The 13,917-nt window shown below is 60.7% G+C and carries 14 protein-coding genes and 1 tRNA gene; 12 read left to right on the top strand and 3 right to left on the bottom strand.

The window, feature by feature from the left end:
- Positions 1–116 precede the first annotated feature (116 nt).
- From VMH34_02090 to VMH34_02070, 5 genes are read left to right on the top strand one after another with little or no spacing between them, the layout of a single operon-like run.
- Positions 117–2,546, top strand: a complete 2,430-nt coding sequence (locus VMH34_02090; GenBank protein HTT07569.1) for a penicillin-binding protein 1A — start codon at positions 117–119, stop codon at positions 2,544–2,546.
- Between the two features lie 14 nt (positions 2,547–2,560).
- Positions 2,561–3,199, top strand: coding sequence for a hypothetical protein (locus VMH34_02085; GenBank protein HTT07568.1), 639 nt, complete (start codon positions 2,561–2,563; stop codon positions 3,197–3,199).
- Complete coding sequence (locus VMH34_02080; protein HTT07567.1) at positions 3,186–5,195, top strand: primosomal protein N'; 2,010 nt, start codon at positions 3,186–3,188, stop codon at positions 5,193–5,195. Before VMH34_02085 ends, VMH34_02080 begins: the two co-directional genes overlap by 14 nt.
- A 31-nt stretch (positions 5,196–5,226) precedes the next feature.
- On the top strand, positions 5,227–7,008 hold the full coding sequence (gene argS, locus VMH34_02075; GenBank protein ID HTT07566.1) for an arginine--tRNA ligase: 1,782 nt from the start codon (positions 5,227–5,229) through the stop codon (positions 7,006–7,008).
- On the top strand, positions 7,008–7,598 hold the full coding sequence (locus tag VMH34_02070; protein HTT07565.1) for an SPOR domain-containing protein: 591 nt from the start codon (positions 7,008–7,010) through the stop codon (positions 7,596–7,598). The genes argS and VMH34_02070 overlap by 1 nt, the downstream gene beginning before the upstream one ends.
- Positions 7,599–7,649: 51 nt before the next feature.
- Here VMH34_02070 and VMH34_02065 read toward each other — a convergent pair whose 3' ends face one another.
- Positions 7,650–8,279 carry a hypothetical protein gene (locus VMH34_02065; protein ID HTT07564.1) on the bottom strand — a complete coding sequence of 210 codons (630 nt, stop codon included), beginning with the start codon at positions 8,277–8,279 and terminating at the stop codon, positions 7,650–7,652.
- Between the two features lie 40 nt (positions 8,280–8,319).
- A tRNA-Gly gene (locus VMH34_02060) sits at positions 8,320–8,393 on the bottom strand.
- Positions 8,394–8,760: 367 nt separating this feature from the next.
- Here VMH34_02060 and VMH34_02055 point away from each other — a divergent pair.
- The 5 genes from VMH34_02055 (at position 8,761) to trmB (ending at position 12,062) form a co-directional block, all read left to right on the top strand.
- Positions 8,761–9,171 (top strand): response regulator, encoded by a 411-nt coding sequence (locus VMH34_02055; protein ID HTT07563.1) that lies wholly within the window; start codon positions 8,761–8,763, stop codon positions 9,169–9,171.
- A complete protein-coding gene (locus VMH34_02050; GenBank protein HTT07562.1) occupies positions 9,164–10,072 on the top strand; it encodes an MBL fold metallo-hydrolase in 909 nt (302 codons plus the stop codon). The genes VMH34_02055 and VMH34_02050 overlap by 8 nt, the downstream gene beginning before the upstream one ends.
- Before the next feature lie 15 nt (positions 10,073–10,087).
- A complete protein-coding gene (thiS, locus tag VMH34_02045; GenBank protein ID HTT07561.1) occupies positions 10,088–10,285 on the top strand; it encodes a sulfur carrier protein ThiS in 198 nt (65 codons plus the stop codon).
- Between the two features lie 48 nt (positions 10,286–10,333).
- Positions 10,334–11,137 (top strand): thiazole synthase, encoded by an 804-nt coding sequence (locus VMH34_02040; GenBank protein ID HTT07560.1) that lies wholly within the window; start codon positions 10,334–10,336, stop codon positions 11,135–11,137.
- Between the two features lie 229 nt (positions 11,138–11,366).
- Positions 11,367–12,062: a tRNA (guanosine(46)-N7)-methyltransferase TrmB gene (gene trmB, locus VMH34_02035; protein HTT07559.1), complete on the top strand. Its 696-nt coding sequence runs from the start codon at positions 11,367–11,369 to the stop codon at positions 12,060–12,062.
- A 7-nt stretch (positions 12,063–12,069) separates the two neighbouring features.
- Here trmB and yrfG read toward each other — a convergent pair whose 3' ends face one another.
- Complete coding sequence (gene yrfG, locus VMH34_02030) at positions 12,070–12,747, bottom strand: GMP/IMP nucleotidase (GenBank protein HTT07558.1); 678 nt, start codon at positions 12,745–12,747, stop codon at positions 12,070–12,072.
- 357 nt (positions 12,748–13,104) lie between these two features.
- On the opposite strand from yrfG, the gene VMH34_02025 reads away from it, so the two are divergent.
- Both VMH34_02025 and VMH34_02020 read left to right on the top strand, forming a co-directional pair.
- The gene (locus tag VMH34_02025) at positions 13,105–13,488 is read left to right on the top strand and encodes a hypothetical protein (GenBank protein HTT07557.1); all 384 of its coding nucleotides are present in this window, start codon (positions 13,105–13,107) and stop codon (positions 13,486–13,488) included.
- 29 nt (positions 13,489–13,517) lie between these two features.
- Positions 13,518–13,913 carry a heme-binding protein gene (locus VMH34_02020; GenBank protein HTT07556.1) on the top strand — a complete coding sequence of 132 codons (396 nt, stop codon included), beginning with the start codon at positions 13,518–13,520 and terminating at the stop codon, positions 13,911–13,913.
- The last annotated feature ends 4 nt before the right edge of the window (positions 13,914–13,917 follow it).

Here is a 13,917-nt window from a genome sequence, read left to right as displayed (position 1 = left end):
TTATCGTAATTCATTGCTATAAATAAGTTTTTATTGTTTAAATTTTACTTTCATAACCTATAGCGGTATTAAAAAATACGAAACACTATATGTTGCGTTTTGCGTTCAATCTCCTCTTGGCTGGTTTTTTGGCGGTATTGCTCGCCGCCGGAGGCACGGTGTACTACCTGTTGCCCGGATTACCCGACGTCCAAATGCTCAAGAATGTGCAATTGCAGGTGCCGCTGCGCATCTACACCCGCGACGGACGACTGCTCGGTGAATTCGGTGAGAAGCGCCGCACACCGGTACATTTGAAAGACGTGCCGCCGATCGTCGTTCATGCGTTTCTGGACGCCGAGGATGATCGTTTCTACGAACATCCCGGGGTTGATTGGCAGGGGCTGGTGCGCGCTATTGCCAACGAACTGCGCGCCGGCAACAAGCGCCAGGGTGGCAGCACCATCACCATGCAGGTGGCGCGGGCCTTCTTTCTCACGCCCCACAAGGACTACGTACGCAAGGCCAGGGAAATCCTGCTGGCATTGAAGATTGAACAGGAATTCAGCAAGGATGAAATCCTCGAGCTCTATCTGAACACCATATTTCTGGGCCAGCGCGCCTACGGCATTGCCGCCGCAGCCGAGGTCTACTACGGCACGGACATGCAGCATCTGCGGCTGGATCAAGTGGCCACCATCGCCGGCATCCCCCCCGCCCCCACGGATTACAACCCGGTGCATGACCCGGATGCCGCCTTCAAGCGTCGTAGTTACGTGCTGCGCCGCCTGCTGGAGAAAGGCCATGTCACGCAGGCCCAGTATGACGAGGCCATGCGCGCGCCCATCGCGACATCCCTCCATGGCCTGCCGATCGAAGTCGAAGCCCCGGATATGGCGGAAATGGTGCGCTCTGCCTTAATTGAGAAATACGGTGAAGAGACGGCGACCACTTCCGGTTTTCGGGTCTACACCACACTGGACTCACGTTTGCAGGAGGCGGCAAACACCGCGTTGCGCACCGCGTTGATCGACTACGATCGACGCCATGGTTACCGGGGCGCAGAACGCCATGTCGATCTCCCGCCCAACAGCGCCCAGACACAATGGGCGACGGCGCTGGCCAATGACGAAGTTTCAGTGGATCTGCTGCCGGGCATCGTGACCGCTGTCGCCGACAAATCCATCGACGTTTACACCCCAACCGCGGGGGTGATCCATGTTGAGTGGCCCGGTTTGTCCTGGGCGGCTCCCTACATTGACAAGGATAAACACGGCCCGGCGCCCAAAACGGCCCGGGAAACAGTAAAAGTTGGCGATATAGTGCGCGTACAGCTGGCGGCCGACGAAGAGCCCGGCGATGACAGTGCCCGCAAAAAGAAAAGTGAGGCCGCGGTCAAACCATCCCAACGCCAATGGCGGCTGGCGCAGATTCCGGCCGTGCAGGGCGCATTGATCTCCATGGTGCCGGGGGATGGCGCCATCCGTGCCCTGGTTGGCGGCTTTGACTACGCCCACAGCAAGTTCAACCGTGTCACCCAAGCGCGGCGGCAGCCGGGCTCCAATTTCAAGCCTTTCTTTTACTCCGCCGCGCTGGACAATGGGTTCACACCGGCCAGCATCATCAATGACGCACCCATCGTGGTTGATGAACCGGGGCTGGAGGAAAGCTGGCGACCGGAAAATTACGAGCGCGATTTCGCCGGCCCCACCCGCCTGCGTGAAGCGCTGACCAAGTCACGCAATCTGGTTTCCATCCGGCTGGTACGCGAGATGGGGGTCGATGTGGCCCTGAATTACGTGCGGAATTTTGGCTTCGATGTGGACCGCCTGCCGCACAGTCTCTCGCTGGCGCTGGGCACGGGTGAACTGGCACCTATTGAAGTGGCACGCGGATACAGCGTCTTCGCCAACGGCGGTTTTCTGATCGAGCCCTATTTCATCGATCACATCCAGGACGCTCAGGGGCATATCTTGATGCAGGCATCGCCGCGGCGAGCCTGCCATGATTGTGAGATCACGGCCCCTGGCGCTCCGGCTGCGCCCGCGCCCACGGACACCACCTTCGCGCCGCGCGTCATCAACCCCCAAAATTGCTGGATGATGACCTCCATCATGCGCGATGTCATCAACTACGGCACCGGCCAGCGCGCGCGGGTGCTGGGACGCAGCGATATTGCCGGCAAGACCGGCACGACCAATGACCAGCGAGACGCCTGGTTTTCGGGTTTCAACACACAGCTGGAGACAACGGTCTGGGTGGGCTTCGATCAGGTGCAGCCGCTGGGCAAGGACGAGACCGGCGCCAAGGCGGCGCTGCCGATGTGGATCGATTTCATGCGCGTAGCGCTGGAGGGGATGCCTGAATCGCTGTGGCCGCAGCCGCCGGGGCTCGTCACCGTTCGCATCGATCCGCAGACCGGCCTGCTGGCCCGGCCCGATGACCCGGCAGCCATCTTCGAGACCTTCCGCGAGGAGCAGGTGCCGACAAGCATCGCGCCGCCGACCAGCGCGGCGGTCAATAATTCGGGGACACCGGGAACCAGCCAGGACTCCGAACTGTTTTAGGCCTCCTCTCCGGCATGCGCGCCAAACTCCGCAAGAAAAGCAGTGAAATCCGACAACAGCTGGCGCAAATGGCCGCCGGGCTTCTGGCCGTGGACGGGAAGCTGGGTTTCCCCCAGGCCCGCCTCAAGGCGGGACAGATGATGCGGCATTCGCCGCGCGACCTGCCCACATTCGCGGAAATCGAGGCGGCATTGATCGCCCACCAGCAACTCTTCGGTGGCGAGCAGCATCGGGGACGGCAACAGGTCATGCGTCGAGCGGCGCTTGAAGCCATGCGCCTGCTGGCGCCCTATTCGCCCTGCCTCGTCGGACCTGTGCTCGCCGGCACCGCCCGCCCGCATAGCGCCATTTCCCTGCACGTCTTTGGCGATACGCTGGAGGAGTTGACCGGATTCCTGGAGGAACGCGGCATCCCCCATCAACTGGGCGAGCGCCGTTACGCCGGCAGCGACCGCATGTACATCACCCTCTCCTTCCTCGCGGGCGGACAATCCATACGGCTGGTTCTGTTCCCCACCGGCGCGCAACATCGGGCCGCGCCGGTGAGCCCCATCGACGGCCGTCCCGTCCGGCGCGCGGACATCGGTGCGGTGCGCCGCCTGCTCGGCGAGCAGGGCGCGTCGATGACGTGGAATCCAGATGTCCACTTCTGATGGTCCGATCGCGCGGGTCGCGCTGCCTGTTCCCTTCCGCCGCTGCTTTGATTATTTGATCCCGGAGCCGCTGCGGGCGCAGGCGCATATCGGCGCGCGGGCGCGGGTGCCTTTTGGCCGCCGGGATTGCATCGGCATCCTCTGGGATCGAACCACGGAAAGCGAACTGCCCCGTGAGCGTCTCAAGTCCATCCATGCCCTGGTCGACGAAACGCCGTTACTCGATGCGCCCGCCCGCAGATTACTGCGTTGGGCAGCGACGTATTATCACCATCCCCTGGGTGAGGTCATCGCCGCGGCGCTGCCGCAGTCTCTGCGCCTGGGTCGCAGTCCACGGGAGATCAGCGCCGAGACGGTAACAGACGTCGACCCACAGGCCGGCGATGTACCCGTGCTCACACCGGCGCAGCAGGGTGCTGTCACCCAGATCCTGGCCGCCAGGGATCATTTCCAGGTTTTCGTGTTACACGGAGTGACGGGCAGCGGTAAAACCGAGGTGTATTTGGAAATCGCCATGGACTCGCTCGCCAAAGGCAGGCAAATCCTGGTGCTCATCCCGGAGATCGGCATGAGCCCGCAGACCGTGCGACGTTTTGAACAGCGGCTGCGACATCCGGTGGCGCTCTATCATTCGACGCTGACGGACGCCGAACGGGCGCACACGTGGTGGCGCGCCAAACGCGGTGAGGCACCGATCATTATCGGCACGCGTTCGGCGGTGTGGCTGCCGCTGGCGCGGCCGGGTGCCATCATCGTCGATGAGGAACATGACGGTTCCTACAAACAGCAGGAAGGCTTTCGCTATTCGGCGCGTGACGTGGCCATCACCCGCGCACAGCAGGAGCAGATACCCGTCGTGCTGGGATCGGCCACGCCCAGTTTGGAGACGCTGCACAACGTCAGCCGCGGACGGTATACGCGCCTCAGCCTGCCGGAACGCGCCACCGGCGTGCCCATGCCCGTCCTGCGGCTTGTCGATCTGCGGCAGCGGTCGCTCGCCGGTGGCTTGAGCCAGCCCATGATAGACGCCATCGCCCGGCGGCTGGCGTCGCAGGAACAAGTACTGGTGTTCCTCAACCGGCGTGGCTATGCACCGGCAGTATTGTGCCATGAATGCGGCCGGGTGCTGGACTGTCCGCGTTGTGACGCACATCTGACTTATCATCGGGAGAGTGGCTGCTTGTGTTGCCACCACTGCGGCAGTCAGCGGGCACTACCGGATCACTGCGGTGAGTGCGGCGCGGCGGCAGCCTGGGTGAAGGCCGGTCAGGGCACGGAACGGCTGGTGGAAAGCCTGCGACAACGTTTTCACGATGCGGCGATTATGCGCATAGATCGTGACAGTACGCGCCGCAAGGGCGCGCTCGCCGCTGCGATTGAGCAGGCGCACACTGGACAGGCATCCATTCTGGTCGGCACCCAAATGCTTTCCAAGGGCCATGATTTCCCGCGAGTGACGCTGGTCTGTGTCGTCGATGCCGATGGCGCCTTGTACAGCGCCGATTTCCGCGCCGCCGAACACCTGATGCAACTCCTGCTGCAGGTCGCCGGGCGGGCGGGACGCGTGCGACATCAGGGCGAGGTCATGGTACAGACGCATCATCCCGATCACCCGCTGCTGCAAGCCCTGCTGCGGCAGGATTATTCCGCTTACGGCATGCAACTGCTCGCGGAGCGACGCGAGACACATCTGCCGCCTTACTCCCATCTGGCCCTTCTGCGCGCCGAAGCGGCGCGCATGGAAGCCGCCCGGCAATTTCTCGAGCAGGCGCGCGGCTTGCTCCCCCCGCTGCCCTCCAGCATGCAGGCGCATGGCCCGCTGCCCGCGCCGCGCCCCCGCCGTGCCGGTCATCACCGCGCCCAGCTATGGCTGCAGGCCGCCCACCGCCAGCCTTTGCACAGGGTGTTGATGCAGTGGCTGCCGGCACTGGAGACGTTGCCGGCGGCCCGGCGGGTGCGCTGGTCACTGGATGTTGACCCACAGGATATGTTTTAGAATGCGACGCCTTTGAGGATACTGCATCTTGTTGAAATCAGTCTTGCGCAAAGAGCTGGGAAAAGCACTGGACCGGGTACGTGAATCCGGTGTCGCCCTGCCTGCGGTGGTGGATATTCAGCTGCAGCGCACTCGCGACGAGCAGCACGGCGATTTCACCTCAAATTTCGCCCTCACCATAGCCAGGGCGTGCGGCATGCCGCCGCGCGCCCTGGCGGAAAAGATCAAGGCCAGCCTGTCTGCTTCCCCGCACGTAGAAAAAATAGAAATCGCGGGTCCGGGTTTTATCAATTTTTTTCTGACCTCCAGCGCTTATGCGGATGTTATCGTGGACATCCTTGCGGCGGGGGAGAACTACGGTCGCGAGCGTGCGGGATCGCGCGGCCGAGTATTGGTCGAATTCGTCTCCGCCAACCCGACCGGCCCGCTGCACGTGGGCCACGGCCGCAATGCCGCCTATGGCGACAGCCTCTGTAACATCATGGAGGCGGCGGGTTACGAAGTTTTCCGCGAGTTCTACATCAACGACGCAGGCCGGCAGGTGGAGGCGCTCGCCGTCAGTGCATGGGTGCGGTACCTTGAACTGCTTGGGCCGGCCGCCATTTCCTTTCCCAAGCGCGGATATCCCGGTGCTTACGTCAAGGCCATTGCCGAAAAATATCACCAACTAAACGGCGACCGGCTCAAGCTGCGGGCTGATCTGCAATTTCAATTGCCCGTCGATCCGGAAATTCCAGAGACCGCAGACGAATCCGAAAAAGAGTCCCTGAAGAAGCAGCAGGAACATTACCTCGATTCCCTGATCAAGGTGTGCAAACAGAATCTGGGAAACGCGGCCTTCATCGATTTGCGTCGGTTTGCCCTTGACAGCCAGCTCGCTGACATCCGGGCCGCACTTGAAGCGTTTGGCGTACGCTTCGACAACTGGTATTCCGAGCGCGAGTTGGTCGAATCCGGACTGGCGGACAAGCGGCGCAAGGAGTTGGTCAAGTCCGGCCATACGTATGAAAAGGACGGGGCGTTGTGGTTTCGCACCACCGAACATGGCGATGACAAGGATCGCGTCCTCATCAAGGCGGACGGCTCTCCGACTTATTTCGGCAACGATCTGGCCTATCATGTGGATAAACTGGAACGCGGCTGGCCGCAATTGATCGACGTGTGGGGGGCGGATCACCATGGTTTGCTGGTGCGCATGCGCGCGGCGCTTGAATCGCTCACCGGCCGCAACGATGCGCTGGAAGTGCTGATGATCCAATTCGTCACGCTGGCCTCCGGCCGCATGGGCAAGCGCAGCGGCAACTTCGTCACCCTGAAGGAGCTTGTCGATGAGGCGGGACGTGATGCCACGCGCTTTTTCTACCTCATGCGCTCGCATGACCAGCATCTGGAATTCGACGTCGATCTGGCGCGTTCCCAGACCAGCGACAACCCGGTGTATTACGTGCAGTACGCCCATGCACGCATTTGCAGCGTCTTCCGGCAACTGACCGAAAAAGGGCTGGCCTGGGATCCGGCGCGCGGCAACGCCCATTTGCATCAGTTGACGGAGCCCCATGAACGCCGGCTGCTTGGCACGCTGTCACGTTATCCGGAGGTGGTGGAGTCAGCGGCGCAGTTGCGTGAACCACATCAACTCGCGCATTATTTGACGGAATTGGCCAACCAATTTCATGCCTACTACAACGCGCACAAATTTCTGAGTGCGAGCGAGACGCTACGCGAGGCCCGGCTTAACGTCTGCGCCGCGACCCGTTTGGTGGTGAAAAACGGGTTGTCGCTGCTGGGGGTATCGGCCCCCGAGGTCATGTAATGGCCCGCGATTACAAACACGCGACATCACGCAAAAAAAACAAGCCGGCAGCGACACCGGCCTGGCTCGCCTTTGCGTCGGGACTGGGATTGGGGCTTTTGATCACGTTGTTCGTTTACCTGCACCGGCCGGCGCCCGTGGCCACCCCCGTTGCCGGTGTCCCGGCCTTGAGCCGTTCGCCTGCCGCGGCGACCCAGCCGGCGCCGGCGGCCGCGGCAGCCAAACCGGCGCCAGCTGTCAAACCCCGCTTTGACTTTTACACCATCCTGCCCGAAATGGAGGTCAAGGTACCGGACTGGCAGCTGGGCAATACCGACAAGGGCAACCAGCCTACACTGGCTCCGGGGGCCTACGTGTTGCAGGTCGGCTCGTATCAGCGCTTCGAAGAAGCTGACAAGGCCAAGGCCAACCTGGCGCTCCACGGCATCAGCGCCGACATTCAGAAGGTGGTCGTCAATGGCGGCGACACCTGGTTTCGGGTACGCATCGGGCCATTCAAGGATATAAGTGAAGTGCAGGCCATGCGCGCCAAGCTGATGGATAACGGTCAGGACTTCATGCTGCTGCGGGTCAAGGACGGGCAGACTTAGCGCACACCCAAAAACGTCAGTCGCGGCCGGTTCACGGCCGGCCAATCCCGCTTAGGCGCCGCGTTCGGCGCGCAAGCGATTGAGATTTGCCATCGTGCGCTTGTGAAAAATGGAATCGCCGCTTTCGTCGAAATAATACCGGGTGAGCCGGATGTCCTGCGACAGAAAATAGCTCACCACTTCATCCGCCATGGCTATCCATTCATCCCAGGAAATGGGGCCGCCGGTCATGATTTCATACTCGTATTTCAGTTTTTCGGTATTGGCGCGGAATACACCATAGTCGGCTGCCAACCCCGAGAGATCCGCTGCACGCACCGCTTTCTCCTCGACCGACACAAATCGGGCGTCACGCCGGGTGGCGAGGATGGCGGCCGTGACTTGTTGCACCGTCGCAGGCGCGACGCCACGCTGGTTCAAGGCCGCCTCTGCCAGGGCCGCGGAATAGGCCTCCTTGGTCGGGTAGCCTTTGCCGAAATGATCCTCGTGATAGCCGGCGTCGTGGAACAGCAGGGCGTAATACACCACGTGTTCGTCAATCGCCACGCCCTCCTCGCGGCAGCGGCGAACTAATTCGTGGCCGGCCTCAATGCATTGGAGGGCGTGGGTAAAATTGTGGTAGGGCAGCGTATCGCTGTATAGGGTCGCGGCATATTGCTCAAGCTCTTTATCGCGTACCATCGGTGTGGTCCCACCTGCTGGTCGTTGTCGCTAGTGTTTTTGGAGCGGGTGATGGGAATCGAACCCACGTTAGTAGCTTGGGAAGCTACAGTTCTGCCATTGAACTACACCCGCTGTTCCCCGCACGCGTCGGCAACCGGCGGTCGCATGCCCCCCTTTGCCAGCCAACGCTGGACAGAGGTCTGCATTCTAACCGAGGCGGTGAAGTCTGACAGCCTGCCGGCGCGGCGCGGGCGGGAACAGCTCATTTCGCGTGACATGTAAATTTAAACCAATGAAAAGTGTGGCTTTGTTACGTCTTTACTGGCGGCCAAATGCAGGCTTCGCGTCTCGAAAAGATCGGTGAAGAAACAGAATACCGCTGATACCGGTTCCGCTTCGCGGCGGGAACAGCCATGGATTCCATCGTCAACTCAAAAGGTTATACTAATGCCCGGCCTAAGCTAATAATAATGTGGTCGCGCGCCCTTGCTGCACATACATGAATTCGACGGCCCCTACAATTGCGGTGATTGACGACAGCCTCAGCGTGCGGCAGTTTTTTCAACGCTGTGTGGAGCCGCTGGCCGTGGATTTCAAGGCCTACGCCTCCGCCTCCGAAGCAATGGATTCTCTCGGCACTCATCAACCGGAACTGCTATTTCTTGATATCATCATGCCGGAGAAGGATGGGTTGACCTTCCTGCAGGAGCTGCGCCGCATCGCCGGTTGGGAACATACCAAGGTGATCGTGATCAGCTCCAAGGACTACATGCAGGATCGCGCCATTGCCAAGAAACTGGGGGCGGTTGATTTCGTGGCCAAGCCAATGAACACTCAAGCGATACGGGATCTCATCATCCTTCACACCGGCGCCCGCCAGAAGCAAAGCAAGCCGGTGAAGGATGGGTAAGGCTTATCTGCGCTTCTGGGGCGTGCGGGGTTCCCATGCCGCGCCGTTTCCCAGCCACCTCAAGATCGGCGGCAACACCTCTTGCGTCGAGATCCGCGCCGATGATTACGTGCTGATCTGCGACGGCGGTACGGGCATCATTCCGCTGGGCGAAAAGCTGATCGCCGAGGACGGCCGCCATGAGGTGCTTATCATCCTCACCCATTATCACTGGGATCACATCTGCGGCCTGCCTTTCTTCCAGCCCGCGTTCGCGCGCGATTGGAACATCCGCTTTTTCGGGCCTGGCGAAAATAAAACCGACATTCAGCGGCGCATCGCCGATCAGATGAAGGCGCCTTATTTTCCCGTGGAGACGGAAAACTGGATGGCCAATATCGAATACCTGACGCCGGGCAGGCAGGGGATCCGGCATGGGCCCATGACATTCTCCTACCACAACGTCCATCATCCGGGCGTGACCTACGGTTACCGCATCACCCTGCGGGGCAAGGACATTGTCTACATCTCCGACAATGAATTCCTGTTTCTGGAAAAATCCATCGCCCAGCGCTATGACGAATTCGACCACGAGGAACGCGAACTGCTGGACAACATGCGCAACGAGGAACGCGCCAATGAATTGCAGCGCATACGAAACGCCGATATTTTGATCCACGACGCGCAGTACACGCCGGAGGATTACAACCGCAAGCGCGGCTGGGGACATTCGTGCTACGTGGACACGGTCAACAGCGCGATCGAAGCCGGCGTCAAGGTGCTTTACCTTTACCACCATGATCCGACCTACGATGATCAGCATATTGAGTCGATGCACACGAATGCACTCGCGATCATCCGCGAGCGGGGGTCGCACATGGAATGCCACATCGCCCGTGAGGGCCTGATCGTCGATCTCTGATCGCGGCATTGGCGTATGCAACTCACCGTCAATGGCCGGCCCGTGGAGACACCGGAGGATTGCGTTCTTCAGACATTGCTGCAACGGCTGGCGGTATCCGGGCGCTTTGCCGTGGAAGTGAACGCCGAAATCATTCCCCGATCCAGTCATGCGGATCACCGCTTGCGGCCGGGCGATCGGATTGAGATTGTGCATGCCGTCGGCGGTGGTTAGTCCGAGGATCGGGAGCTATACTCGCGGCCATTACTTTCCGCGCATGTCATGGGCTTGGAGAATTCAACGGCAAATCTCGACAGCTGGCGCGTCGGCGCCCGCCGGTTCCATTCGCGCCTGCTGATCGGCACCGGCAAGTACCGCGATTTTGAGGAGACCCGCAGGGCGGTCGAGGCCAGCGGCGCCGAGATCGTCACCGTTGCCCTGCGCCGCACCAACATCGGCCAGGACGCCGGTCAGCCCAATCTGCTCGACATGCTGTCGCCGGCCCATTACACGATATTGCCCAATACCGCCGGTTGTTATGATGCGGGGTCTGCGATCCGCACCTGCCAACTGGCGCGCGAACTGCTGGAGGGCCACGATTTGGTCAAGCTGGAAGTACTGGGTGACGAAAAAACGCTTTTCCCCGACATTCCCGAAACTCTGAAGGCCACCGAGGCGCTGATCAAGGATGGCTTTCAAGTGATGGTATACACCAATGACGATCCGGTCATCGCCAGACGTTTCGAGAAAATGGGTTGCGTCGCGGTGATGCCGCTGGCGGCACCGATCGGTTCGGGGCTGGGCATCCGCAATCCTTATAACATCCGCACCATCGTTGAAAACGCCAGCCTCCCCATCATCGTGGACGCCGGCGTCGGCACCGCTTCGGATGCCAGCATCGCCATGGAACTGGGCTGCGACGGCGTGCTGATGAACACCGCCATCGCGCAGGCGAAAAATCCCGTGCTGATGGCCTCGGCGATGCGCAAGGCGGTGGAGGCCGGCCGCGAGGCTTATCTCGCCGGGCGCATCCCCCGCCGTGCGTATGCCAGCGCCTCGTCCCCCATCGACGGCACCTTCTTCTGAAATTCGTTTTAAGCTGCCGCGCTTGGCATGGCTGTGTTGCACGCAGACTCAATATCCTCATTGGCTGGCGCGTCAACTCCGGTTTTCCGCCTGCACGCGCCTTGTTCTGCCGCGGCTGCGGCCCGGTCCAGCATCGAGCGCAACCGTTTGCCCCCCTCCCCGAAAGCGCTGCTCTGCAGCCTCGTGTCCGGGGCGCCTCGCTACGCTTAAAACAAATTTCACCACGATAATGGCCGACTCAATAGATTCGAGGCCGCGGCGCGCGGTTCGCAGTTACGTCCGCCGTGAAGGCCGGATGACGCCGGGGCAGGAACACGCCCTTGCCGAGTTGTGGCCTCGTTACGGCATCGATCCCGGCGCGTTGGAACGGCAATCGTTGTCATGCTTCTTCGGGCGGGCGGCGGCAAGTCATCTGGAAATCGGCTGCGGCAATGGCGACACCTTGCTGGCCCTGGCCCAATCGGGGCCCGACAATAATTACCTCGGCATCGATGTGCATCGCCCGGGTTTGGGCAGCCTGCTGCGCCGTGCCCACAAACTGGGCCTGTACAACATCCGCCTGCTGAACGGTGATGCCGCGGAGACGCTGGCGCTGTTGCCGGCACGCGAATTCGAACACATCTGTGTGTTTTTTCCCGACCCGTGGCCGAAGAAACGCCATCATAAACGCCGCTTGTTGCAGCCGGATTTTGCCGGGACATTATGCGACAAGCTGGCCTCTCATGGCCGGTTGTTTCTGGCCACGGATTGGGAGGATTATGCCAGGCAGATGGCGGAGGTGATGCACGGCGTTCACGGCGTGATCAACCTGGCCGGCGCCGCGTTGTGGTCGCCACGCCCTCACTGGCGTCCACTCACGCGCTATGAGCAACGCGCATTGAAGCCGGGACATCGAATTTACGACCTTGCCTACGGCCGCATTTGACGGCCCATTACGCGGCCATGATTTCGCGAAAATCCTCCAGGTGCGGGAACTCCGTGGAAGAACGCGCGGGCGCCCGGCTGTCGGGGAGATGCACGCCCAGGACGAAAGCGATGCCGAAATTCCGCGCCGAACGCAGCACTCGCGGGTTGTCATCCACCAGCAGGCTGCGCGCCGGCTGAAACCCGCAACGGGTTTGCAGTCGCCGCCAGAATTCCACCTCTTCCTTTGGCGCGCCGAAATCATGGGCGCTGAAGATCTCATCGAAGAAAACGCCGATCCCGGTCTGCCGTAACTTGAGATCCAGACTGCGGCGGTGGGCATTGGTGGTCAGCACCAGTTGCTTTCCCTGCGTCCTGAGCCAGTGCAGGAATTCCCTGGCCTGCGGACGCACGGTGATCCGCTCGCGATGTTCGTATTCCAACCCGGAAATGTCGATCCCGAACTCCTGCGTCCAATGGTCCAGACAATACCACTTGAGCGTACCTTCCCTGGCCTTGATGCGCGGATTGATATGCGCCTCCGCCGCGCTGAAGGTGATGTTATGGCGCTCGGCGTAACGCCTGGGCAGACAGTCCCGCCACAGGTAACTATCAAAATAAAGATCCAGCAGGGTGCCGTCCATGTCGAGGAGGACGGTATCGATGGCCCGCCAGCGCAGGCCGGACAACACTTCAGTATTACTCACATTGCTCGCCGAATTGCGCACAGACACGGTTGCATTTATAAACTCCGCGGGGATCAACATTGCAGTCCTTGGTCCATTGGAGACAGGTCCAAATGCAATCCTTGCCTTTTTCCTTGTTGCCGGAAGACGATTGATCCGGAGCGGCCGGGGGAGTGGACGGTGGCGGCGGGGTCGGTGCGGCGGTCGTATCCGCGGGCGGGGTGGCAGGTTCATCGGCGAACACGTTCACCGCCACGCAAACCACCCCCGCGGCGAGGACGATTCTGAATGTCTTGAATATATTCATAGGTGGGAAATTATACCCCGGTTCGTCGCGGAATGCGCCAGTCAAAATGCACTGTAATGCGGTAAACTTAATTGGCGCTGAACGGTCTAGAAATTTATTTTCAGATCACAACCTTCGAGGGATTCATGTCATTCCGTGGGCGGTTGGCATTGACCATGCTGTTATTCGCGGTTGCCCCTATACCAGCCAGGGCGGCCACGATCTCCGGCGCAGGGGGCAGGCATTGCGGTGACTTTCTCGAAGCGATCAAATTGAAATCCGAAGTGGATATCAACGGCTACGTGTCCTGGGCACAAGGCTTCCTGAGTGGATACAACTGGCTGAACTCGCAGGGCCGTGACATTGCCATTGATCCCGGCGGACTTAACTACACACTGATCAATTACTGCGAAGCGCATAAAGATGCGCCGTTCTATCAAGCCGTAAAACAATTAACCGGCGACCATTCCAATTAAATACATCAACTTTCGACCCGGGGGAATGCATGCAAGATAAAAAAACACTGGAACTGGGTGATGCCAGGCGCATCGCCGCCGCCGCCGAGACGGAGGCCAGGCGCAACAATTGGAACGTGGTCATCGCCGTGGTCGATGACGGCGGTCATCTCTTGTACCTGCAGCGTGACAAGGCGCAACTGGGCAGCATCGAGGTGGCCATCGCCAAGGCCCAGGTGGCGCTCAAATTCCGCCGCCCGACCAAGATATGGGAGGAAACACTGGCAGGCGGACGGTTGGGGTATCTCGCCATGCCGGGCATGTTGCCGCTCGAAGGCGGCGTGCCGCTGATCCACGATGGCGAGATCGTCGGCGCCATCGGCGTCAGCGGCGTCAAGTCCTCCGAAGACAGCCAGATCGCGCAGGCCGGCGCCGCCGCGTTGTGACGTC

Source organism: Gammaproteobacteria bacterium (genome assembly GCA_035501935.1).
Taxonomy (GTDB): Bacteria; Pseudomonadota; Gammaproteobacteria; order JAJPIJ01; family JAJPIJ01; genus JAJPIJ01.
Note: the sequence above shows the minus strand (reverse complement) of the source record. Positions and strands in the feature narration are given on the sequence as shown.

What these genes read in the sequence shown, in the direction of transcription:
- VMH34_02085 (HTT07568.1), top strand. Translation starts at nt 2,561, where the DNA reads ATGCGCGCCAAACTCCGCAAGAAAAGCAGTGAAATCCGACAACAGCTG.
- VMH34_02065 (HTT07564.1), bottom strand. Translation starts at nt 8,279, where the DNA reads ATGGTACGCGATAAAGAGCTTGAGCAATATGCCGCGACCCTATACAGC.
- VMH34_02070 (HTT07565.1), top strand. Translation starts at nt 7,008, where the DNA reads ATGGCCCGCGATTACAAACACGCGACATCACGCAAAAAAAACAAGCCG.
- VMH34_02080 (HTT07567.1), top strand. Translation starts at nt 3,186, where the DNA reads ATGTCCACTTCTGATGGTCCGATCGCGCGGGTCGCGCTGCCTGTTCCC.
- VMH34_02055 (HTT07563.1), top strand. Translation starts at nt 8,761, where the DNA reads ATGAATTCGACGGCCCCTACAATTGCGGTGATTGACGACAGCCTCAGC.
- thiS (HTT07561.1), top strand. Translation starts at nt 10,088, where the DNA reads ATGCAACTCACCGTCAATGGCCGGCCCGTGGAGACACCGGAGGATTGC.
- VMH34_02040 (HTT07560.1), top strand. Translation starts at nt 10,334, where the DNA reads ATGGGCTTGGAGAATTCAACGGCAAATCTCGACAGCTGGCGCGTCGGC.
- VMH34_02050 (HTT07562.1), top strand. Translation starts at nt 9,164, where the DNA reads ATGGGTAAGGCTTATCTGCGCTTCTGGGGCGTGCGGGGTTCCCATGCC.
- VMH34_02020 (HTT07556.1), top strand. Translation starts at nt 13,518, where the DNA reads ATGCAAGATAAAAAAACACTGGAACTGGGTGATGCCAGGCGCATCGCC.
- trmB (HTT07559.1), top strand. Translation starts at nt 11,367, where the DNA reads ATGGCCGACTCAATAGATTCGAGGCCGCGGCGCGCGGTTCGCAGTTAC.